The sequence below is a fragment of the Pseudohoeflea suaedae genome (assembly GCF_004354915.1).
GTDB lineage: Bacteria > Pseudomonadota > Alphaproteobacteria > Rhizobiales > Rhizobiaceae > Pseudohoeflea > Pseudohoeflea suaedae.
In genome coordinates this window covers 239824-259934 of sequence record NZ_SMSI01000001.1, presented here as the reverse complement: position 1 = coordinate 259934, position 20111 = coordinate 239824, and the positions used below count along the sequence as shown (strand labels likewise).

At 65.0% G+C, this 20111-nt stretch carries 18 protein-coding genes; 10 read left to right on the top strand and 8 right to left on the bottom strand.

The window, feature by feature from the left end; all coding sequences use genetic code 11:
* Nucleotides 1-148 precede the first annotated feature (148 nt).
* Together E2A64_RS01260 and E2A64_RS01255 are read right to left on the bottom strand one after the other, a co-directional pair.
* Complete coding sequence (locus E2A64_RS01260) at nt 149-391, bottom strand: excalibur calcium-binding domain-containing protein (RefSeq protein ID WP_133282635.1); 243 nt, start codon at nt 389-391, stop codon at nt 149-151.
* Nucleotides 392-925: 534 nt separating this feature from the next.
* Complete coding sequence (locus tag E2A64_RS01255; RefSeq protein WP_133282634.1) at nt 926-1147, bottom strand: DUF1674 domain-containing protein; 222 nt, start codon at nt 1145-1147, stop codon at nt 926-928.
* A gap of 90 nt (nt 1148-1237) precedes the next feature.
* On the opposite strand from E2A64_RS01255, the gene htpX reads away from it, so the two are divergent.
* From htpX to purH, 4 genes are all read left to right on the top strand, one after another.
* Nucleotides 1238-2197 carry a zinc metalloprotease HtpX gene (htpX, locus tag E2A64_RS01250; RefSeq protein WP_133282633.1) on the top strand — a complete coding sequence of 320 codons (960 nt, stop codon included), beginning with the start codon at nt 1238-1240 and terminating at the stop codon, nt 2195-2197.
* The gene (locus E2A64_RS01245; RefSeq protein ID WP_428977459.1) at nt 2188-3612 is read left to right on the top strand and encodes an RsmB/NOP family class I SAM-dependent RNA methyltransferase; all 1425 of its coding nucleotides are present in this window, start codon (nt 2188-2190) and stop codon (nt 3610-3612) included. The genes htpX and E2A64_RS01245 overlap by 10 nt, the downstream gene beginning before the upstream one ends.
* Before the next feature lie 111 nt (nt 3613-3723).
* Nucleotides 3724-5424, top strand: a complete 1701-nt coding sequence (locus tag E2A64_RS01240) for a heparinase II/III family protein (protein WP_133282631.1) — start codon at nt 3724-3726, stop codon at nt 5422-5424.
* Between the two features lie 145 nt (nt 5425-5569).
* Entirely contained in the window at nt 5570-7183 is a 1614-nt protein-coding gene (gene purH / locus E2A64_RS01235) for a bifunctional phosphoribosylaminoimidazolecarboxamide formyltransferase/IMP cyclohydrolase (protein ID WP_133282630.1), read from the top strand.
* Nucleotides 7184-7278: 95 nt separating this feature from the next.
* Here the strand turns inward: purH and E2A64_RS01230 are convergent, their stop codons facing one another.
* From E2A64_RS01230 to E2A64_RS18000, 3 genes are read right to left on the bottom strand one after another with little or no spacing between them, the layout of a single operon-like run.
* Nucleotides 7279-10707 (bottom strand): error-prone DNA polymerase, encoded by a 3429-nt coding sequence (locus tag E2A64_RS01230; protein WP_133282629.1) that lies wholly within the window; start codon nt 10705-10707, stop codon nt 7279-7281.
* Nucleotides 10708-10716: 9 nt separating this feature from the next.
* A complete protein-coding gene (locus E2A64_RS01225) occupies nt 10717-12219 on the bottom strand; it encodes a Y-family DNA polymerase (RefSeq protein WP_280177533.1) in 1503 nt (500 codons plus the stop codon).
* Nucleotides 12170-13201 (bottom strand): ImuA family protein, encoded by a 1032-nt coding sequence (locus tag E2A64_RS18000; protein ID WP_244598108.1) that lies wholly within the window; start codon nt 13199-13201, stop codon nt 12170-12172. The genes E2A64_RS01225 and E2A64_RS18000 overlap by 50 nt, the downstream gene beginning before the upstream one ends.
* Before the next feature lie 218 nt (nt 13202-13419).
* Here E2A64_RS18000 and E2A64_RS01220 point away from each other — a divergent pair, with 218 nt between their 5' ends.
* On the top strand, nt 13420-13845 hold the full coding sequence (locus E2A64_RS01220) for a metallopeptidase family protein (protein ID WP_133282627.1): 426 nt from the start codon (nt 13420-13422) through the stop codon (nt 13843-13845).
* Between the two features lie 10 nt (nt 13846-13855).
* On the opposite strand, the gene E2A64_RS01215 is transcribed toward E2A64_RS01220, so the two are convergent.
* Genes E2A64_RS01215 through E2A64_RS01205 form a run of 3 tightly spaced genes read right to left on the bottom strand, consistent with a single transcriptional unit; the run spans nt 13856 to nt 16147 of the window.
* A complete protein-coding gene (locus tag E2A64_RS01215) occupies nt 13856-15016 on the bottom strand; it encodes an amidohydrolase (protein ID WP_133282626.1) in 1161 nt (386 codons plus the stop codon).
* A 1-nt stretch (nt 15017) separates the two neighbouring features.
* Entirely contained in the window at nt 15018-15224 is a 207-nt protein-coding gene (locus tag E2A64_RS01210) for a DUF1737 domain-containing protein (protein WP_133282625.1), read from the bottom strand.
* An 11-nt stretch (nt 15225-15235) separates the two neighbouring features.
* Nucleotides 15236-16147, bottom strand: a complete 912-nt coding sequence (locus E2A64_RS01205; RefSeq protein WP_133282624.1) for an HpcH/HpaI aldolase/citrate lyase family protein — start codon at nt 16145-16147, stop codon at nt 15236-15238.
* A 163-nt stretch (nt 16148-16310) separates the two neighbouring features.
* Here E2A64_RS01205 and E2A64_RS01200 point away from each other — a divergent pair, with 163 nt between their 5' ends.
* The 5 genes from E2A64_RS01200 to leuB all read left to right on the top strand — a co-directional run bounded on the left by E2A64_RS01200 (nt 16311) and on the right by leuB (nt 20104).
* Nucleotides 16311-16556 carry a hypothetical protein gene (locus E2A64_RS01200; protein WP_133282623.1) on the top strand — a complete coding sequence of 82 codons (246 nt, stop codon included), beginning with the start codon at nt 16311-16313 and terminating at the stop codon, nt 16554-16556.
* Between the two features lie 151 nt (nt 16557-16707).
* The gene (leuD, locus tag E2A64_RS01195; RefSeq protein WP_133282622.1) at nt 16708-17313 is read left to right on the top strand and encodes a 3-isopropylmalate dehydratase small subunit; all 606 of its coding nucleotides are present in this window, start codon (nt 16708-16710) and stop codon (nt 17311-17313) included.
* A gap of 88 nt (nt 17314-17401) precedes the next feature.
* On the top strand, nt 17402-17665 hold the full coding sequence (locus E2A64_RS01190; protein ID WP_133282621.1) for an acyl carrier protein: 264 nt from the start codon (nt 17402-17404) through the stop codon (nt 17663-17665).
* Nucleotides 17662-18873, top strand: coding sequence for a beta-ketoacyl-[acyl-carrier-protein] synthase family protein (locus tag E2A64_RS01185; protein WP_133282620.1), 1212 nt, complete (start codon nt 17662-17664; stop codon nt 18871-18873). The genes E2A64_RS01190 and E2A64_RS01185 overlap by 4 nt, the downstream gene beginning before the upstream one ends.
* 127 nt (nt 18874-19000) lie before the next feature.
* Nucleotides 19001-20104 (top strand): 3-isopropylmalate dehydrogenase, encoded by a 1104-nt coding sequence (gene leuB / locus E2A64_RS01180; protein WP_133282619.1) that lies wholly within the window; start codon nt 19001-19003, stop codon nt 20102-20104.
* Nucleotides 20105-20111: the final 7 nt, after the last annotated feature.

Below are 20111 nucleotides of genomic sequence, written 5' to 3'. Positions count from 1 at the left end.
TCTATGCGGATCGTACTCCGTCGGAGCAGCCTCTGACGGTGTAACGAACCGATCAGCCGGACAACGGTTCGACGACCGGCCGGCAACCGGAATTGCGAAGGCCGCCCGAAAGGGCGGCCTTTTGCATGTCGGGGATATCGTCCGGATCCTAGCAGCCGATCGCCCGGCGGATTTCATCGACCTGACGAAGGCTGTGGCAGACATTCTCGCAGGGGATGCCGTCATTGTCGCCATCGGCGCGGCTGTAGCCGTTACACCACAGCATCACGGCGTCCTCGCAGCTCGACATCTGCTTGCACGTCAACCGGGCCTCGACGACCGGCTCGTCGGCACGCGCGCTCGTTGCCAGAGCCGCAAGAAGCGCGACCGCGCCTATTCCAGAAAACCGCATATGAATCTCCCCATGCCCTGGTCCCTGTTTCGGACCAAACGCATTTATTAGCAATGCCAAATTCGCGGCATCCAGGGGTTAAGGCTGACGTGCCTTGTGGCCATCACGGATCCGGCCAGCGGGCGTTGATGCGCAATCAGTCCCGGAAATGTTTCACGTGAATCAGCGTTAACGCTTCGTGAGCGGGCAAATGGGGACGGTAGGGTAGGGCGACGGGGAAGGATGGAGCGCAAGCGATATGTTCCCACCTGTTCATCGTCCCGCGCCTGTAATCCTAGTGGCAGTGAACGTTTCCGGTGCTGTTGTCCATGTGGCAGCATTGGCCCGGGGGCGAGCTTTTCCTGCACCCGCCGCCATGCGCGGATGCGCTTGAGAACGACAACAGGACGGCAAGCGAATAAATCAGAGCTCGATAAAACATGAGATTTCCCTCTTCCACCTGGGCAGTGAAACAGGCCGAGGCCATAATTGCAACCTTAAATTATTCTATGATAATGTAACAATTAAAGATTGTATCCGGTTGCGGCCATGCACCTAGAAATCGATCGCGCGGCCGTTGATTTCCCAGTCGCCGTAGCGGGCGGGATCGGCGCCGCCGCGGCCGCCGACTTCGCGTTCGGCTTCCAGCCTGTCGGCTTCTGCTTTCTCGCGCCGTGCCGCGGCTTCGGCGAGGGCGCGCGTGGCTGCCGCGGGTAGAACCCTTTTCGGTTCGGCCTGCCCGGCGGTTTCGTCCGGGCTCTCGGTTCCATCAGTCATATTGAACAAACCTCATGTCTTACCCATTTTCTAATGGAACCGAAGCGCCGTGGCCAGTCCGGGCGAGGGCGCAGGAACCGGAGAAAACGGATGAACCTCGTTCGCACGGCCATGCTTCTGGCATTTATGACCGCGCTTTTCATGGGTGCCGGCTACCTGATCGGCGGCAGCGGCGGCATGATGATCGCCTTCGTGATCGCAGCGGCCATGAACCTGTTTTCCTACTGGAACGCCGACAAGATGGTGTTGCGCATGCACAATGCCGTGCAGGTCGATGCCAGCACGGCGCCGGAATTCTACCACATGGTGGCGGACCTCGCGCAGAATGCCGGCCTGCCCATGCCGAAGGTCTACGTCATCGACAATCCGCAGCCCAATGCGTTCGCCACCGGCCGCAACCCCGAAAATGCCGCGGTTGCCGCCACCACCGGCCTGCTGCATGCGCTCAGCAACGAGGAAGTGGCGGCCGTGATGGCGCACGAACTCGCCCATGTGCAGCACCGCGATACGCTGACCATGACGATCACGGCCACGCTCGCCGGTGCGATTTCCATGCTCGGCAATTTCGCCTTCTTCTTCGGCGGCAACCGCAACAATAACGGTCTCGGCATCATCGGCGTGCTCGTCGCCATGATCGTGGCCCCGCTTGCCGCCGCAATGGTGCAGATGGCGATCAGCCGGACGCGCGAATATTCCGCCGACCGGCGCGGGGCTGAAATATGCGGCGATCCGATGTGGCTCGCTTCGGCCTTGCAGAAAATCGCCATGGGGGCCAAAAGGGTGGTCAACGAGGAGGCCGAACGCAATCCGGCGACGGCCCATATGTTCATCATCAATCCCCTGAACGGCCAAAACATGGACAATCTGTTCTCCACGCACCCGGCGACCGAGAACCGCATCGCCGCGCTCAAGAAGATGGCGGCTGAAATGTCGCCCCGATCGCCGCAGGCGGAGGCCGCCGAAGGTCCGTGGTCGCGCACCCAAGCGACCGGTCCCGCGTCCGGCCCCTGGGGGCGTGAAGGTGGTTCACGTCGCGGGCCCTGGTCTTGACCGAAGCAAAGTCGAACGGGCCTGCGAGGCAGGCCGATGGCAAGGGGCGCGGCAGGGCACGCTCGAACCGCCGGGATCGCGACCAGTCGCGCCATGATGCCAAGCCGGGGCTGCAGGCCCGCATCGCCGCAACCCGCCTTCTGGGCGCGGTGGTCGACGGCAAGGCGTCGCTCGACGGGCTTCTGGACCGCGAACACGGCAATCCGCATTTCCTGGCGCTTTCGGAGTCCGACCGCGGTCTGGTTCGTGCGATCCTGCTGACCGCGCTGCGCCATCTCACCGTCATCGATGCGATCATCGACGGGCTGACCGAAAAGCCGCTGCCTGCCGGCGCCCGCTCGCTGCGTCACCTTCTCGCAATCGCGATCGCGCAGATCCTTCACCTCGACGTGGCCGATCACGCGGCCGTCGATCTTGCCGTCAGCCAGGCCGATGCCGATCCGCGCAATCGCCGCTTCGCCTCGCTGGTCAACGCGGTTCTGCGGCGGCTGATCCGCGAGCGCGACACGCTGCCGGCCAGGGTGGCGGATGCCACCGATCCCTTTCCGGCATGGTTCATGGAGCGATTGCGCTGCGCCTATGACGCGGCCACGGTCGCGGCGATCGCGGAGGCTCTGAAAGTGCCAGCGCCCCTCGATCTGACCGTGCGCGAGGATGCCGCGGGCTGGGCCGAGAGGCTCGGCGGCACCGTTCTTCCGACGGGCACGGTGCGCATTGCGCCCGGCGGCCCGCCGGTCTCCGACCTGCCCGGCTTCGATGAGGGCGCCTGGTGGGTGCAGGACGCGGCCGCCGCGATACCGGCCCGCTTGTTCGGATCGCTTGCGGGCAAGCGGGTTGCCGATCTCTGCGCCGCGCCCGGCGGCAAGACCGCACAGCTCATTCTCGCCGGCGGCGATGTCGTGGCGTTCGACCAGTCAGCCAGCCGGCTGAAACGGCTCGAGGGCAATCTCGCCCGGCTCGGGCTTTCCGCCGATACCCGCAAGGACCGGGCGGAGAAGGTGAGCGACGAGGCTGGATTCGACGCCGTTCTGCTCGACGCGCCCTGTTCGTCCACCGGTACGGTGCGCCGTCACCCCGATGTGGTCTGGACCAAGTCGGCCGAAGACATCACCAAGCTTGCCCGCGTCCAGCGCAGTCTGGTCGACCATGCGGTGACGCTGGTCAGATCGGGCGGCGCACTGGTCTTCTCGAATTGTTCGCTTGATCCGGAAGAGGGGGAGGAGATGATCTCGAATTTTCTCGCCGATCATCCGGAGTGGACGATTTCGCCCGTGTCGCCGGAGCTTCTGCCGGGTCTCGAAGGCGCGATCACCGCACGCGGCGAGGTGCGCACACATCCTGCCATGCTTGCGGCCGACATCCCCCAGATCGGGGGCATGGACGGGTTTTACGCTGTCATCTTGATACATCGATAAAAACCTATTGTTAACCAAATCGGTCCACTGCTAGACGGGACGTGGACAGTCCGTGATTTTGCAAATTGTTTTCCCGGTCGGGAACGGACTTGCAGCCAGGGACCTCAATGTTTGACCTTTTCGCTCGCCGATAGTCGCCGCACGACGGGATTTTACGTCACCGAAGCCTGGCAGCGTTTTTCGCGCAGGCTGGCGCTCGGGCGGATTTCGGCCGTGCGTTTCGCGGGCACTGTGCCAAACCGGCTCATCGTCGCGCCGATCGACCTGCGCGTGGCCGACCCCCATATCGCGACCGAAATCTATTATGGCCGCTTTCCGTTTGCCGGCACGCTTCTCGATACCGAGGGGGAATCGCCGTTCCAGCTGGACGCTCCGACACCCGGCTTTTTCGAAGAGCTTCACGGATTCGGCTGGCTGCGTCACATGCGTGCCGCCAACCACGATCTTGCGGCGGCGAACGCGCGCAGCCTGGTCGATGACTGGATTGCCGCCCATGGCCGGCAGCTCAACTCGCAATCCTTTCGGCCGGACATCCTTTCCACCCGTCTGATTGCCTGGTTCTCTCATTCGCCGGTGGTGCTGCGCGGCGCCGATCACGGGTTCTACCGGCGTTTTCTCAAATCGATCGCCCTGCAGGTGCGGTTTCTGCGCCATGTCGCGCCAGGCATCGCTCCGGGGGAGGCGCGGTTCAGGGCACGGATCGCGCTTGCCATGTCGAGCCTCTGCCTGCCCGTCAGCGGCAATGCCATCAAGGGAGCGGCCCGGCATCTCGACGAGGAGATCGCGCGGCAGATCCTTCCCGATGGCGGGCATGTTTCGCGCAACCCGCAGGTGCTCCTCAACCTGCTCACCGATCTTCTGCCGCTGAGGCAGACCTATGTGAATGTCGGGTCGCGCCTGCCGCCGCGGATGACGCCCGGAATCGACCGCATCTTCGCGGCACTGAAATTCTTCCGCCATTCCAACGGCGAATTGTCGCTCTTCAACGGCGCGACCATGGCTTCGGCCAACGCATTGTTCGCCGTTCTGCGCTATGACGATTCCTCGGGTGTGCCGTTCCGCGAGGCACCCCATTCCCGGTTCCAGCGACTGGCTGCGGGACCGACGGTGGTGATCGCCGATACCGGCCCGCCACCGACCGGAGGCCTGTCGCGCAGCGCCTTTGCCGGCTGCAATTCCTTCGAACTCTCCTCGGGCGGCGCGCGCTTCATCGTCAATGCGGGAGGACCGTTTCACGTGAATCGGCTGCATAGCGACTTCGCGCGGATGACGGCGGCTCACTCGACGGTCACCCTCAACGATTCGTCTTCGCTGCGCTATTCGCACTCGGCCTTTCTCGGGCCTGTTGTGGTCGGCGGGGTTTCGAAGGTCGAAATCGAGAACCTCGACAAGTCCGACGGAACCATCGGCTTTGCCGCCACCCATGACGGCTATGCAAGTCCCTACGACAAGCTGCACCAGCGCGAAATCATCCTTTCGCCGGATGGGCGGATGCTGACCGGCCGGGACCGGATATTCCGTGTCGGGGGAAGGGCGATGCCGCGGGATGACCGCGATCAGGCCGTCGCCCGTTTCCATGTTCACCCCAATGTAGCCATCCATCAGCATGATGACGGGACGATCCTGATGACGGCGGGCGACGGCGAAAGCTGGTCGTTCAACTGCACCGAAGTCCGGCCGGAGATCGAGGACGACGTGCATTTCGCAGATCTGGCCGGTCCGCGTGCGTGCAGACAGATCGCGATTGCCTTTCAACCCGTCGAGACCGCGGAGATCCGCTGGAGCTTTTCGCGCGTTTCGGGCCGGGACTGAAAATTACCCCGCAAACTGCGTCCATTTGCATGGCAAAAGCCCGGCCTTGGCGGTTTGCAGCACACGGGCGATGTGCTAACTCCCGCGCCATCCTCACACACATGAAAGGCCGGTCCTGAACGGGTCGGCGACAGGGACGCGCGACATGGCTGTCATTTCCAAGAATTATCCGGCCCCCGAGCGGGTGCAGGTCAAGCGGGCTTTGCTTTCGGTTTCCGACAAGACCGGCCTGATCGAATTTGCGACGCGGCTGTCGAAGGCGGGCGTCGAACTGGTCTCGACGGGCGGCACCGCCCGTTCGATCGCCGAGGCCGGACTGACCGTGCGCGACGTTTCCGAACTGACCGGTTTTCCGGAAATCATGGATGGCCGCGTGAAGACCCTCCATCCCGGCGTTCATGGCGGCCTGCTGGCCATCCGCGACGATGCCGAGCACATCTCGGCCATGGAGGCGCACAATATCGGCGCGATCGATCTGGCGGTGATCAATCTCTATCCGTTCGAGGAAGTCCGTGCCTCGGGCGGCGACTATGCCACCATGGTCGAGAATATCGACATCGGCGGTCCGGCGATGATCCGCGCGGCGGCCAAGAACCATGCCTATGTCGGGATCGTGACAGATCCCGCCGATTACGACCGGGTCGCCGATGCGATCGAGGCCGACGGCGGCGCGCTCGGGCTCGGACTGCGCAAGGAACTCGCTGCTCTCGCCTATGCGCGCACCGCGGCCTATGATTCGGCCATTTCGGGCTGGTTTGCCGAGGCCCTGGCCCTGGAGGCTCCGCGCCATCGCGCCTTTGGCGGCTCGCTGCGCGACGTCATGCGCTATGGCGAGAACCCGCACCAGAGCGCGGCCTTCTACGTCGACGGAAACAGCCGTCCGGGCGTGGCGACGGCCGAACTGCTTCAAGGCAAGCAGCTGTCCTACAACAACATCAACGATACCGATGCAGCCTTCGAACTGGTGAGCGAGTTCGGCGGTGGCAGGCCGGCCTGCGCCATCATCAAGCATGCCAACCCCTGCGGCGTGGCCGTGGGCGATAAGCTGCTGGATGCCTATCGCCAGGCGCTGCGCTGCGATCCCGTGTCGGCCTTCGGCGGCATCATCGCCTTCAATGGCGAGCTCGACGGTGAGACGGCCGAGGAAATCGTCAAGCTGATGACCGAGGTGATCATCGCGCCTTCGGTCAGCGATGACGCACGCAAGGTGATTGCCGCCAAGAAGAATCTGCGCCTGCTCGTCACGGGCGCGCTGGCGGACCCCGCAGCACCCGGCATGGCCTACAAGAGCGTTTCGGGCGGGCTGCTCGTGCAGAGCCGCGACAATGGCGTGATCACCAGGGACGATCTCAAGGTGGTGACCAAGCGGGCGCCGAGCGAGCAGGAGATCGAGGACCTCCTGTTTGCCTTCAAGGTCGGCAAGCACGTCAAGTCCAATGCCATCGTCTATGTGAAGGACGGCGCGACCGTCGGTATCGGCGCGGGCCAGATGAGCCGGGTGGATTCGGCCCGGATCGCTGCGCGCAAATCGCAGGATGCAGCCGAAGCCGCCGGTGAAGCCGGCATGCTGACCAAGGGCAGCGTGGTCGCTTCCGACGCCTTCTTTCCCTTCGCCGACGGGCTTCTCTCGGCTGTGGAAGCCGGGGCGACCGCGGTCATCCAGCCGGGCGGTTCGATGCGCGACGCCGAAGTGATCGCCGCCGCCGACGAAGCGGGCATCGCCATGGTGTTTACCGGCATGCGCCATTTCCGGCATTGATCCGGACGGCACCGGACGGTCCCGCCGGGCAGGTGCCATGGCGCGGGCTTTTGCCGATCGCCTTTTCTGACGGCTCCATCCCTTGTGGGGGGCCGTCAGTGAAAATTCCGCCCCTTCGGCATGACCCGGGCCACTTCGCTCGCCGGTTCGGAAAGGGCAGGAGGCGGCTCCCGGGAGGGGGTGGCCGGAGGCGGGTTTGCCGCCTTGAGCTTGCGGGCCGCCTGCGCGCCCGATTTCCGGAACATGCGGTTTTCCATCACCGGCCGGCGCACCTCGTCGCCACGGGCGAGACTTTCGATATCCGCTGATCTCGGATCGTGATCGGCGTCGAGCCAGGCCAGTTTGCCCGAGATGTCGGCGATCCGGTCGGCGACGAGATGGATGACACCGGATTCGTTCTGCAGCCGCCCCTCGACCCGGATCAGCCGGGCGCCCAGCACCTCGCGCCGGAATGTCTCGAAGGTCTTCGGCCAGACGATGATGTTGGCCACCCCGGTCTCGTCCTCGATCGTCATGAAGATCACGCCCTTGGCCGAACCCGGGCGCTGCCGCACCAGAACCAGCCCCGCAACGATGGTGCGCTGACCGGTCCGCAGGCTTTCGAGCCGCTGGTTCCGAACGATCCCCTGACCGGAAAGGCGCGCGCGCAGAAAGCTGACCGGATGGGCCTTCAGCGAAAAGGAAAGATAGCGGTAGTCGTTGATGACTTCCTCGCCGGGCGGCATGGCGGGCAGGCGCATCTCGGCCTCGAGCTCGGGCAATGGCGCCGCCGTCCTCTCGAAGAGGGGCAGGTGCTCGGAAGCTGCCGCCGGATCGAGCGCGCGGGCGGCCCAGAGTGCTTCGCGGCGCGACAGCCCGAGCGAGGAGAATGCGTCCGCATCGGCCAATCGTTCGACGGTGCCACGCGACAGGCCGGCGCGCAGCCAGAGGTCGCGAACGGAATCGTAGCCCGCGCCGCGCATTTCCACCAGTCGCGCCATGTCGGCCTCGGCCAAGCCCTTGACCTGCCGGAAGCCGAGCCGCACCGCATGATGGCTTTTGATGACGTCGCGCATGCCGGCATGGCGGGGGGCGATGGCTGCAGGATCGAAACAGGCCTGCTCGAGCGTGCAATCCCAGTCCGAGAGGTTCACATCGACCGGGCGGATTTCGACGCCGTGCTCGCGGGCGTCGCGGATCAGCTGGCCGGGCGCATAAAATCCCATCGGTTGAGCATTGAGGATCGCCGCGCAGAAGACATCCGGATAGACCGCCTTCATCCAGGAGGAGGCATAGACCAGAAGCGCGAAAGAGGCGGCGTGACTTTCGGGAAAACCGTATTCGCCAAATCCCTCGATCTGCTGGAAGCAACGTTCCGCGAACTGTTTTTCGTAGCCATTGGCGACCATGCCGTCGATCATTTTCCTCTGGAAGGTGTGGATGGTGCCGACGCGGCGGAAGGTGGCCATGGCACGGCGCAACCGGTCGGCCTCCGACGGGGTGAAGCCGGCGGCGACGATGGCGATCTTCATCGCCTGTTCCTGAAACAGCGGCACGCCGAGCGTCTTGCCGAGCACGGCGCGCAGTTCCTCCTTGGGATAGCTGACCGGTTCCTTGCCCTCGCGGCGCCTGAGATAGGGGTGGACCATGTCGCCCTGGATCGGCCCGGGGCGGACGATCGCCACCTCGATGACGAGATCGTAGAAATCCCTGGGCCTGAGGCGCGGCAGCATGCTCATCTGGGCGCGGCTTTCGATCTGGAAGACGCCGATCGTGTCGGCGCGCTGGATCATGGCGTAGACGCGGGGGTCTTCCTTGGGGATCGTGGCGAGGCTCAGCGGCTTTTCATAATGGGAGGCCAGCATCTTGAGCCCGCGCGCCAGGCAGGTGAGCATGCCGAGCGCCAGGATGTCGATCTTGAGGATGCCGAGGGCATCGAGATCGTCCTTGTCCCATTCCACCATGGTGCGGCCCTCCATGGCGGTGTTCATCAGCGGCACCACCTCGTCGAGCCGGTCGCGGGTGATCACGAAACCGCCGACATGCTGGGAGAGATGGCGCGGAAAGCCGCTCAGCCGCGCGGCATGATCGAGCACCTGCCGTGTGGTGCGGTCGGCGGTGTCGAGGCCCGCGATCTTCGCCTCGCGCTCGCCCATCGCCTCGGACGACCAGCCCCAGACCGAGCCCGACAGCGCCGAGATCGCGTCTTCGGACAGGCCGAAGGCCTTGCCGACCTCGCGGGCGGCGGACCGGGCGCGGTAGCAGATGACGGTCGCTGCGAGCCCCGCATGGTCGCGGCCGTAACGCTCATAGATGTACTGGATGACCTCCTCGCGCCGCTCATGCTCGAAATCGACGTCGATATCGGGCGGCTCGCGGCGCTCGGGCGAGATGAAGCGTTCGAAGAGAAGGTCGGCGAAGGTCGGGTCCACCTCGGTGATGCCGATGCAGTAGCAGATGGTAGAATTGGCCGCCGAGCCGCGGCCCTGGCAGAGAATGTCTTTCGACCGCGCGAAACGGACGATGTCCCAGACGGTGAGAAAATAGGGCGCGTATTCGAGTTCGGCGATCAGTTCGAGCTCGTGGGCGATCTGGCGCTCCACCCGCTCCGGCACGTTTTCTCCGTAGCGTCTCCGGGCGCCTTCCCCGGCGAGCCTTGCGAGATGTTCCTGCGCAGTGCCTTCGCCGAGCTTCTCGTCGGGATACTGATAGCGCAATTCATCGAGCGAGAATGTCAGTTCGCGTGCGAAACGCAGGGTTTCGCCGAGCGCCTCGGGGTAATCGCGCAGGAGATAGACCATCTCGGCCGCAGCCTTGAGATGGCGCTCGCCATGGGCGGAAAGCAATCGTCCTGCGCGATCGAGGGTCACATGGTGGCGGATGGCGGTCAGCACGTGCTGGTCGGCGCGGCGAGCCGGATCGTGGCAGAGCGCGTCGTTGCTGGCGATGGTTTTCACACGCGCGGCCCGGGCAATGCGCGACAGACGGGCCAGCCTGATCCGGTCATGGCCGTCATGCGCCGGAACAAGCGCCAGCCGGACCGCGCTGGCACAAGCGTCCTTCAACTGCCGGAGCAGCTCTCCCAGTTTCTTGTCCGGATCATTGCCCGATTCCGGGTCGCCGAAGCCGGCTCCGGCGCCCGGCAGCACGACGAGATTGAGTTCCTCGCCCCAGTCGAGAAGGTCTTGCAGATAAAGCGTGCAGGCCCCTTTTGCGGCGCGGAGATTGCCGCAGGTGAGCAGGCGGCAGAGCCGTGCCCAGCCGGCGCGGGTTTTCGGATAGGCGAGAATGTCCGGCGTGCCGTCGGAGAAGCAAAGACGGGTGCCGGGATGGAAGACGAGGCCGGATTCGCGGGCCGCCACATGGGCGCGCACCACCCCGGCGACCGTGTTGCGGTCGGCAAGTCCGAAACGGCGCTGGCCGAGGCGGGCGACCATGACCGCCAGTTCCTCGGGGTGGGAGGCGCCCTCGAGAAAGGAGAAATTGCTGCGCAGGCCGAATTCCGCGAAGGTCTCGGCCTGCGGCGCCGGTGCCGGAGCGCGCATCCGCCGGCCTCAGACGAAGAGGCCGTGGAGAAACCAGCGCGGAGTGCCGGGTTCCCGTTCGTAAAGTCCCTCGCGAAACAGCCAGTAGCGGCGGCCGGCCTCATCCTCGACACGGTAATAGTCGCGGGTCAGCGCATCCTCACCCTCGCTCCACCATTCCGCTGCGATGCGTTCGGGTCCCTCGGCGCGGCCGACGCGGTGGCGGGCATTGCGCCAGCTGAAAATGACCGGCGGACCTTCGGGAACCGCAGCCACTGCCGTTACGGGTTCGGGGCGGGAGAGAAGCCGCAGAGGCCGTGCGGCCGCAGAGGCCGGCGCAAGCGGAACGGCGCATGTGGGCCCTTTTCGGGAAGTAAGAGGCAGATGCGTCATCGCGCGCTCGGGGATGTGACTGTCGCGGGGGATGGGCTGAAGGACCCGGGCGGGGCCGAGACGGGCTGCCAATCGATCGGCGAGATCGTGGAAGCCGGCCTTGTCCGTGCCGCGGCCGTCGAAATCCGCCTGCGCGTCGGACAGCGTTTCGAAGACGGGGACCGAAAGACGGATCATCTCGAAGCCGAAACCGGCGTCGAAATCCTCGCCGATGGAGGCCAGGCGCTCGGCGAACAGACGGCAGAGGCGGGCGGGATCGCGCAATGGCCGGGCGGTGCCGACCTCAATCCGCCGCACCGCGCCGTCGACCCGGAAGAGCCTGAGTTCGGCGCGCCTTACGCCGGCGCCGCGTTCGGCCAATGTCTCCTTGAGGTTGGCGGCCAGCCGTCCGACCAGTTCGCCGATCGCATCGATGTCGCTGACGGGTTCGCCGAGCCGGCGTTCGCTCATGATGTCGGCAACCGGGCGGCGCGGCGAGATCGGCTCGCTGTCGAGGCCTTTCATCCGGTCGATCCGGCCGAGAAGCTCGCGACCGAAGCGGCGGGTGAGCGGTGCGCGGGGGGCATCGACCAGATCACCCACGCGCTTGAGACCGAGACGGGAAAGTGCCGCGGACACTTCAGAAGGCAGGCGAAGTGCCGCGACAGGCAGGCCGGGCATGATCTTCGCGATGTCGGCCGGGGTGGCGATGCGGCCGGGATGATGGCGGGCCAGCGCCCAGGCCAGAGCGGGGTTGGGGGCGATCGCGGCGCTGGCCTCGAAGCCGAGATGGAAAAGCCGGGCCATGCAGTCGGCCAAGAGCGCGCGCTCGCCGCCAAAGAGATGGGCGCAGCCTGAAATGTCGAGAAACAGCCCGTCGGGGCCGTCGCAACCGACAAGCGGCGTGTAGCGGTCGCCCCAGTCTGCAAGCGCTTCCAGAAGCCGGGCATCGGCCGCGGGATCGGCGGGAACCACGTCGAGATCGGGGCAGATGGCGCGCGCCTCGGCCACGCCCTGACCGGGACGAAGGCCGCGCGCACAGGCCGCGCGATTGAGCGCGGAAAGCCGCATCGCCCCTTTGATGTTTTCGGCGCAGGCGAGCGGGCCCGGTTCAGGATGCCCGGCCGAACGCCACCAGTGACCCGCCCGTGCGCGGCTGATCCGGTCGGTTGGCAGCGAGGGCAGCGCGATCGCCAGAATACGCCGCTCCGCCTGGACCCGCAGGAGCGTTCGCGCGGGATCCGCCTGCGCCTCGGCCCTCGTCGCGGGCGGCTGTGTCTCGGAGAAGGAAACGGCTGTCATGGGAAGACCACTCCACGGTGAGGGACAGGGGGGCGGGACGCCGGCTTTTCTCCAGCGTCACGGTGAGGGCAGGGCGGCCGAGGCTCTCGGGCAAGGGGTGACCGGGTGCGATCATGCGGGGTGCTGCCGGAGCGGGGGCGACGTGAAAGCGCGCGGGCGCTGCCGTGGCCTCGGACCGGGCGGCCTGGCGCAGCAGGAAAAGCGGCAGCCCACTCTCGCGGGCGCGAAAATGAAGCCGCCGGCTTTCGGTCAGCCCCATGCAGGCCGGATTGCCGCGGAGTTCGATAATAACCGCGTCGATATCGCGCCCGGAGGCCGCGGTTTCCGCTGCCCAGAGCGCCTCGCCCGGAGTGCGGGGATGCACCAAAAGGAGAGGCGGCAGGGATGTCTCGCCCCCGGTGTCCAGACCGGGAAGAAGTCCGGGCAAGCCGGGCAGCCAGACATCGCCACCTTCACGGCGGGCGGCGGGATCCGCGATCCAGACGACGGGGCCGGGGGCCTCCGCCTGAGCCGAGACCCGGCCACGCCTGAGCCGGGCGATCAGCATGGCGACGAAGCCGGTCGTTGCGCCCCAGTCGCGGGTCTCCGACGATCGGATCTCGGTGAGACCCGAACAGGACAGTCCGCCGCCTAATGCCTCGTCGAAAGGGGGAAGTCCCAGACAGCAACGGTTGTGGCGCCGCTTTCCGTGCACGGAACTTGCCTTGCCTGCAGGCACGGTCTCCTGTGCCGGAGCCGATTCGGAAAGCCGGTGTTCCTTGCCCTCCATGCGGGCTATGACCTGACGCAAGGCATGAACGGTCCCTTGCGCCCGCTCGGGGGTCGCCACTTCGAACTCCATGAATGTTCCTGTTATGTTCCTATCGATTCCAGAGCCCGGACGAAGAGTCAAGCAGGCCGGATAGGAATTTATTCAAGTGTCTGGATTCGCTTCCGGATTCTTTTCACCGCCCGTCTGCATCCTCGCGGCGATAACCACGATTCGCCGCAGGCTCTCGCAACGGCGGAAAGATTGACCTATATGCGGCCCATGAGACGAGTTTACAGGACCGCACGCTGATGGCGCGCGTCGACCAGACAGGGGATTGGGAAAGCCGCTATGCGCCCGGGCTGAGCGAATTCGAATCGCTCGCCCTCTCCGCCTATGCGCGGCTGCCCGAAAACTTCCGCACGCTTACCGTGTCCGACCTCATCATCGAGGTCGAGGATTTTCCGAGCGACGAGATCTTCGAGGATATGGGGCTGGAGACACCCTTCGACCTGCTCGGCCTGTTCGAGGGCCGGGGGCTGTCGGAGCGTTTCACCATCGAGACCGGCGAGATGCCGAACCGGATCCGGCTCTATCGCCGGCCGATCCTCGACTACTGGGCCGAAAACGAGGAGACGCTGGGTGATATCATCACCCATGTTCTCATTCACGAGATCGGGCATCATTTCGGCCTGTCGGATGCCGACATGGAGCGCATCGAGGCCGCCGCCGAATAGCGGCCTTTCTTCACCCCGTCCAGCCGCAGAGCTTGCGCGCGATATGGCCGAAGAGCGCCACGCCGGGGGCGATCAGCTCGTCCGGGAAATCGAAATCCGGGTTGTGCAGGCGCGGGTGATCCTCGCCGGAACCGAGCACGAACAGCGCTGTCCTGCCGACCCCGCCGAACCGGCCGAAATCTTCCGACCAGCGAAACGGCCCGCCGATCTCCACGCGCGGTGCGCCGAGTGCCGCTGCCGTCTCCTCGATGAAGGCGACGGCCTCCGCGTCATTATGGCCGGCGGCGAAATTCTCGAATTTCTCGAACCCGATGCCCAGCCCGCCGGCTTCCGCGAGGTTGCGGGCCAGCGTTTCCGCCTCGCCCATCAGTTCGGCCTGGAGGCCGTCGTCGATGGCGCGGATCGTCACCCAGATATCGGCCTCGCCCGGGGAAATGCCGAAGGCGGCTTCGCCCAGACGCGCATGCGACAGGGTGACCAGCGAATGACCCTCCGAATGGCCGAGCGTCTCGGGCAGTTTCGGCAGCGCCTCCATCAACCGGCCCATGACGGCTGCGGGGCTGACGCCCGCTTCCGGCTGGGCGGCGTGCGAGGTGCGGCCGGAGAGCCTGATCGCGAGGCCTTCGGACGCAAAGGTGAAGGGGCCGGAACGCACGCCGACGGAACCGAGCGGCAGACCGGGAAGATTGTGAAGCGCAAAGGCGTAATCCGGCCTGATGCGGGCAAAATCCGCGTCCGCGATCACCGCCGCGGCCCCCGCTCCGGTTTCCTCGGCAGGCTGGAAGAGCAGAACGACGCGGCCCTTGGCCGGCGGATTGGCTGAGAGCTCGGCGGCAAGTCCGCAGAGAATCGCCATGTGTCCGTCATGGCCGCAGAGATGGCCCTTGCCGGCGATTTCGGAGCGCCAGCCAAAGGTGGAGATCTCGGTGATCGGCAGGCCGTCGAGCTCGCAGCGGAAGAGGATGGTCGGGCCCTCGGCGCCGCTGTCGTACACGGCGGCGACGCCATGGCCGCCCAGGCCCGTCAGAACCTCGCCGGGTCCATGGCGTTCGAGTTCGGCGACGATGCGGGCGGCGGTGCCGGCCTCCTGGCCCGAAAGTTCGGGCTTGCGGTGGAGTTCACGCCGCAGCGTGACGAGCTCTTCGGGCGGTGCCTCGGGATAGCCGCTCATCCTACTGTTCGCCGAGTTTCATGTCGGACGTGTAATCCTTGCCTTCCACTTCCTTGTAGACGGCCTGGCCGCACTGCATGATGCCGGTCTCAGCGTTGAAGGCGTAAGTGGGCGAGCCGTGCAGGAACCAGCCCTTGTTCAGTGCCAGCGTCACCTTGTGACAGAAGCTCGAATCGTCGGGGCCGGTCAGGAGGCGGTAGAGTTTCATCAAAAATCTCCTCAAACAGATGATGTGCGGGCGGCGAGTGCGTCGGCCTTGGCAATCAGTTTCTCCGCCATGTCGGCATGCAGCCGTTCGACCATGCGGCCATCGAGACTGATCACGCCGGCGCGGGCATTTTCAGCCCGGGCGAAGGCTTCGACGATGCCGCGGGCCTCCGCGAGCTTTTCCGGATCGATGCCGAAAGCCCTGTTCGCGGCTTCGATCTGGCCGGGATGGATGAGCGTCTTGCCGTCAAAGCCCATGGCGCGTCCCTGTGCGCATTCGGCGGCAAAGCCCTCGGCGTCGCGGAAATCGTTGTAGACACCGTCCAATGCCTCAATGCCATAGGCGCGGGCAGCGAGCACGATCTCCATCAGCCATGTCGACAGATAGGGCCGTCCGGGAAGCGGCGCCACGCCGGTTTCCTTGACGATATCGTTGGTGCCGGTGACGAAGCAGTCGAGGCGGCCACCGGGCGTGCGCGAGGCGCGGGCGATCTGGCCGGCATTCATGATGCCCTTCGGAGTCTCGATCATCGCCCATAATCTCAGCGTCTCGGGAGCGTCGGTCCGGTCGAGCGCATCATCGATATCCGCGATATCTGCGGGATCCTCGACCTTGGGGATGAGTATCGCATCGGGCGCGAGATCGCGAGCGGCGCGCAAATCCGCCGCGCCCCAGGGCGTGGACAGCGCGTTGATGCGGATGACGGTCTCGCGACCATGTCCCAACGGTTCCCTGAGAAGCCTCGCGATGGTTTCCCGCGCCTCGACCTTGGCGTCGGGAGCGACGGAATCCTCGAGATCGAAGATCACGGCGTCGCACTCGAGTGTCCGGGCCTTGGCAATCGCACGTTCGTTGCCGCCCGGCACGTAGAGGACGGATCGTCGCGGCCGCGAGGGGCGGGAAGAAAAGGAGCTCGAATTCATGACCGCAAGTCATGCCCGCCCCGGGCCGATCTTTCAAGGGCCGGAGCTCCGGCGGGAAAGCCGGGCCGCGGTCCAATGCCGCAGCGGCCCGCCTGTCGGAACCAGACTGTTGAACCGGAGCGAAAAAATCCCCACATTGAGCGGGAACAACGGGACGAGAGACATGAAACGCATTCTTTTCGCAGTCTTATCCATCGCACTGGCCGGTTTCGCACTGGCGAGCTTTGCGGCCGTAAGCGTGATCGCCTTCGCGGCAATCGCATCGCTGACGCTCTGGGCGTCGGCCAAGGCGATGCTGCAGCGTTCCGCGCCGCAGCCTGCCTATGTGCGGACCGAGAGCCGCACGCCGCATGACCAGCGGATCACCCGCGTCTGGAACGACGGTCGCGGCACGATCATCGACATGTAGGCAAACCGCGAAGGATCGTCTTCGCTCCGCCCCTATCTGCAGGCACCCCGCCATCGCCGCGCGAGGTGCCTGAGCCTGTGATGCACACGCCCCCTTCTTTTTCCCGAACGCATTTGCTAAAGCGGTCCGAGCTAACGACAGGACCAATGCCATGGAAAAATTCACCCGTCTGACAGGCGTTGCCGCGCCCTATCCGGTCGTCAACATCGACACGGACATGATCATCCCGAAGGATTACCTGAAGACCATCAAGCGCACCGGCCTGGGCAAGGGTCTTTTCGCCGAGGCGCGCTACAATGAAGATGGTTCGGAAAATCCGGATTTCGTGCTCAACAAGCCGGCCTATCGCAACGCCCAGATCCTGGTGGCGGGCGACAATTTCGGCTGTGGCTCCTCGCGCGAGCACGCGCCCTGGGCGCTTCTCGATTTCGGTATCCGCTGCGTGATCTCCACCAGCTTCGCCGACATCTTCTACAACAACTGCTTCAAGAACGGCATCCTGCCGATCGTTGTCTCGCAGGGCGAGCTCGACAAGCTGATGGACGACGCCGAGCGCGGCTCCAACGCCACGCTGTCGGTCGATCTCGAGGCGCAGGAAATTCACGGTCCCGATGGCGGCACGGTCACCTTCGAGATCGACGAGTTCAAGAAGCACTGCCTGCTCAACGGTCTTGACGATATCGGCCTGACCCTCAACAAGGCACCGGCAATCGCGGCTTACGAGACCAAACTGGCCGCAGAGCGCAGTTGGGCCTAGGAGGCATTCTGCCCGGGAGATGGAACGGTGTCTTGACGCGCCGGTTATTCCCCGGTCAGCTTGTAACAGTATCAAGGGGAGTTCAGGCATGAGCGAAGATATCGAAAAGAAGGTGATTTCGATCATCGCCGGCGTCAGTCCGCGTGAGGAAAGCGAGATCACGGCGTCTTCCGAGCTCGATGAACTCGAAATCAACTCGCTCGAACTCACCGAAGTGGTGATGGATCTCGAGGACGAGTATGACGTCCATGTCGATCTCAATACCGCCGAGGCGTGGGAATCGCTGAAGACCGTGGGCGACGTGGTGGCTCTCATCAGGGAACTGCTCGCAGAGAAATCGGCCAACTCATGACGCGTAGCCGCGTCGTCATCACCGGGTTGGGCGGGATCTGTTCCATCGGCCGCAACGCCGACGAGATCTGGGCCAACATGAAGGCGGGTTACGACGGCAGCACCGATCTGTCGATCGAACGTCGCGACCTCAAGGTCAACATGGTCTACCCGCTCATCGACCGGATGGAAGATGACGGCATCGATCCGCGCCGCAAGGTGGCGATGGGCGAGTTCAGCCGTATCTCGGTGATCGCGGCGCGCCAGGCGATGGCGCAGGCGGGCCTGTCGGCAGGCGATTATGACGAATTGCGCTCGGGTGCGGTCATCGGTACCGGCATCTACGGCGCCGACGCCGTCGACGAAAGCTATCGCGATATCCTCGAGCGCGGCAAGAAGCGCGCGCATATCCTCACCGTGCCACGCGCCATGCCGGGCGCTCCGGCGGGCCAGGTCTCGATGGATCTGGGCCTGCGTGGCCCGGTATTCGGCGTCACATCGGCGTGCACGTCGGGCAATCACGCGCTGATCTCGGCGGCCGATCAGATCCGGCTCGGGCGCGCAGACATCATGCTTGCCGGGGGCACCGATACGCCCATTGCCTACGGAATCCTGAAAGCATGGGAGGCGCTTCGGGTGCTGGCGCGTTCGAAATGCCGGCCGTTTTCCGGCAATCGCGACGGACTTCTGCTCGGCGAGGGGGCCGCGGTCGCGGTCATCGAAAGCTACGAGCACGCCAGGGCTCGCGGTGCCACCATTCTCGCGGAAATCCTCGGCAGCGGCCTTTCGGGCGATGCGTCGGATATCGTGACGCCGACGGTCGAAGGGCCGGCGCAGGCGATCCGCAACTGCCTCGCCGATGCGGGACTGTCGGGCGACGCGATCGACTATGTCAACGCGCACGGCACCGGCACGCAGGCCAATGACAAGACCGAGACGAAAGCCATCCGCATGGCGCTCGGAGCCGCTGCGGATGGGGTTTCGGTGTCCTCGACCAAGTCGATGCATGGCCATTGCCTGGGCGGATCGAGCGCGATCGAGATGATAGCCTGTGTCGGCGCGCTGCGCGACGGCATCGTGCCGCCGACGATCAATTTCGAAGAGAAGGATCCCGATTGCGATCTGGACGTGACGCCGAACACGGCACGGGAGCGGGACGTTCGCGTGGCGATCTCCAACGCCTTCGCCTTTGGCGGCACCAATGCGGTGGTGGCTTTCGGCAAGGTCTGAGGCGAGCGACAGTCCTCGACATCGCGACGCAGGCCGAAGGGCAGGAACCGGGATGAAGCGTCTTCCATCCGGCGGTGGAAGGCTCTAAGAACAGCGCCGAAGACAAATCCATTTCGAGGCAAATTCCATGGCTAACCGCAAACTCTTCCTGCTTCCCGGCGACGGCATCGGCCCCGAGGCCATGAGCGAAGTCCGCAAGCTCATCGCATTCATGAACGCGGAAGAATCCGCCGGGTTCGAAACCGATGAGGGACTGGTCGGCGGTTCGGCCTATGACGCGCACGGCGCGGCGATCTCGGACGCCGACATGGAAAAGGCGATGGCAGCGGACGCGGTGCTCTTCGGCGCCGTCGGCGGTCCGAAGTGGGACGGCGTGCCCTATGAGGTTCGCCCGGAAGCCGGTCTCCTGCGTCTTCGCAAGGACATGGAGCTTTTCGCCAACCTGCGCCCCGCCATCTGCTATCCGGCATTGGCCGCATCCTCGTCGCTGAAGCCGGAAGTGGTCGAAGGCCTCGACATCCTGATCGTTCGCGAGCTGACCGGCGGCGTTTATTTCGGCGAGCCGAAGGAGATCATCGATCTCGGCAACGGCCAGAAGCGCGGTATCGACACACAGGTCTACGACACCTACGAGATCGAGCGCATCTCCGGCGTCGCCTTCGAACTGGCGCGTACCCGCCGCAACGAAGTCTGCTCGATGGAAAAGCGCAACGTCATGAAGTCGGGCGTGTTGTGGAACGAGGTGGTGACCGCCACCCACAAGGCGAAATATTCCGACGTCAAGCTTTCTCACATGCTGGCCGATGCCGGCGGCATGCAGCTCGTGCGCTGGCCCAAGCAGTTCGACGTCATCGTCACCGACAACCTGTTCGGCGACATGCTGTCCGACGTCGCCGCCATGCTGACCGGTTCGCTCGGCATGCTGCCGTCGGCCTCGCTCGGCGCGCCCGATCCGAAGACCGGCAGCCGCAAGGCGCTTTACGAGCCGGTGCACGGGTCTGCGCCGGACATCGCCGGTCAGGGCATTGCCAATCCGATCGCCATGATCGCCTCCTTTGCCATGTGCCTGCGCTATTCCTTCAACATGGTGGCGGAAGCCGACCGCCTGGAAGCCGCGATCTCGAGCGTGCTCGATTCCGGCCTGCGCACCGGCGACATCATGTCCGAGGGCTGCACCAGGGTCTCCACCAGCGAGATGGGCGATGCTGTGGTCAAGGCCTACGCCGGCTGAGCCGCAC

Bases quoted from the DNA above. Each gene is read 5' to 3' on its own strand.
- E2A64_RS01215 (WP_133282626.1), bottom strand. From the start codon at position 15,016: ATGAGCGGCTATCCCGAGGCACCGCCCGAAGAGCTCGTCACGCTGCGG.
- E2A64_RS01190 (WP_133282621.1), top strand. From the start codon at position 17,402: ATGAGCGAAGATATCGAAAAGAAGGTGATTTCGATCATCGCCGGCGTC.
- E2A64_RS01220 (WP_133282627.1), top strand. From the start codon at position 13,420: ATGGCGCGCGTCGACCAGACAGGGGATTGGGAAAGCCGCTATGCGCCC.
- E2A64_RS01210 (WP_133282625.1), bottom strand. From the start codon at position 15,224: ATGAAACTCTACCGCCTCCTGACCGGCCCCGACGATTCGAGCTTCTGT.
- E2A64_RS01185 (WP_133282620.1), top strand. From the start codon at position 17,662: ATGACGCGTAGCCGCGTCGTCATCACCGGGTTGGGCGGGATCTGTTCC.
- E2A64_RS18000 (WP_244598108.1), bottom strand. From the start codon at position 13,201: ATGGAGTTCGAAGTGGCGACCCCCGAGCGGGCGCAAGGGACCGTTCAT.
- htpX (WP_133282633.1), top strand. From the start codon at position 1,238: ATGAACCTCGTTCGCACGGCCATGCTTCTGGCATTTATGACCGCGCTT.
- E2A64_RS01200 (WP_133282623.1), top strand. From the start codon at position 16,311: ATGAAACGCATTCTTTTCGCAGTCTTATCCATCGCACTGGCCGGTTTC.
- leuD (WP_133282622.1), top strand. From the start codon at position 16,708: ATGGAAAAATTCACCCGTCTGACAGGCGTTGCCGCGCCCTATCCGGTC.
- leuB (WP_133282619.1), top strand. From the start codon at position 19,001: ATGGCTAACCGCAAACTCTTCCTGCTTCCCGGCGACGGCATCGGCCCC.
- E2A64_RS01230 (WP_133282629.1), bottom strand. From the start codon at position 10,707: ATGCGCGCTCCGGCACCGGCGCCGCAGGCCGAGACCTTCGCGGAATTC.
- purH (WP_133282630.1), top strand. From the start codon at position 5,570: ATGGCTGTCATTTCCAAGAATTATCCGGCCCCCGAGCGGGTGCAGGTC.
- E2A64_RS01255 (WP_133282634.1), bottom strand. From the start codon at position 1,147: ATGACTGATGGAACCGAGAGCCCGGACGAAACCGCCGGGCAGGCCGAA.
- E2A64_RS01260 (WP_133282635.1), bottom strand. From the start codon at position 391: ATGCGGTTTTCTGGAATAGGCGCGGTCGCGCTTCTTGCGGCTCTGGCA.
- E2A64_RS01205 (WP_133282624.1), bottom strand. From the start codon at position 16,147: ATGAATTCGAGCTCCTTTTCTTCCCGCCCCTCGCGGCCGCGACGATCC.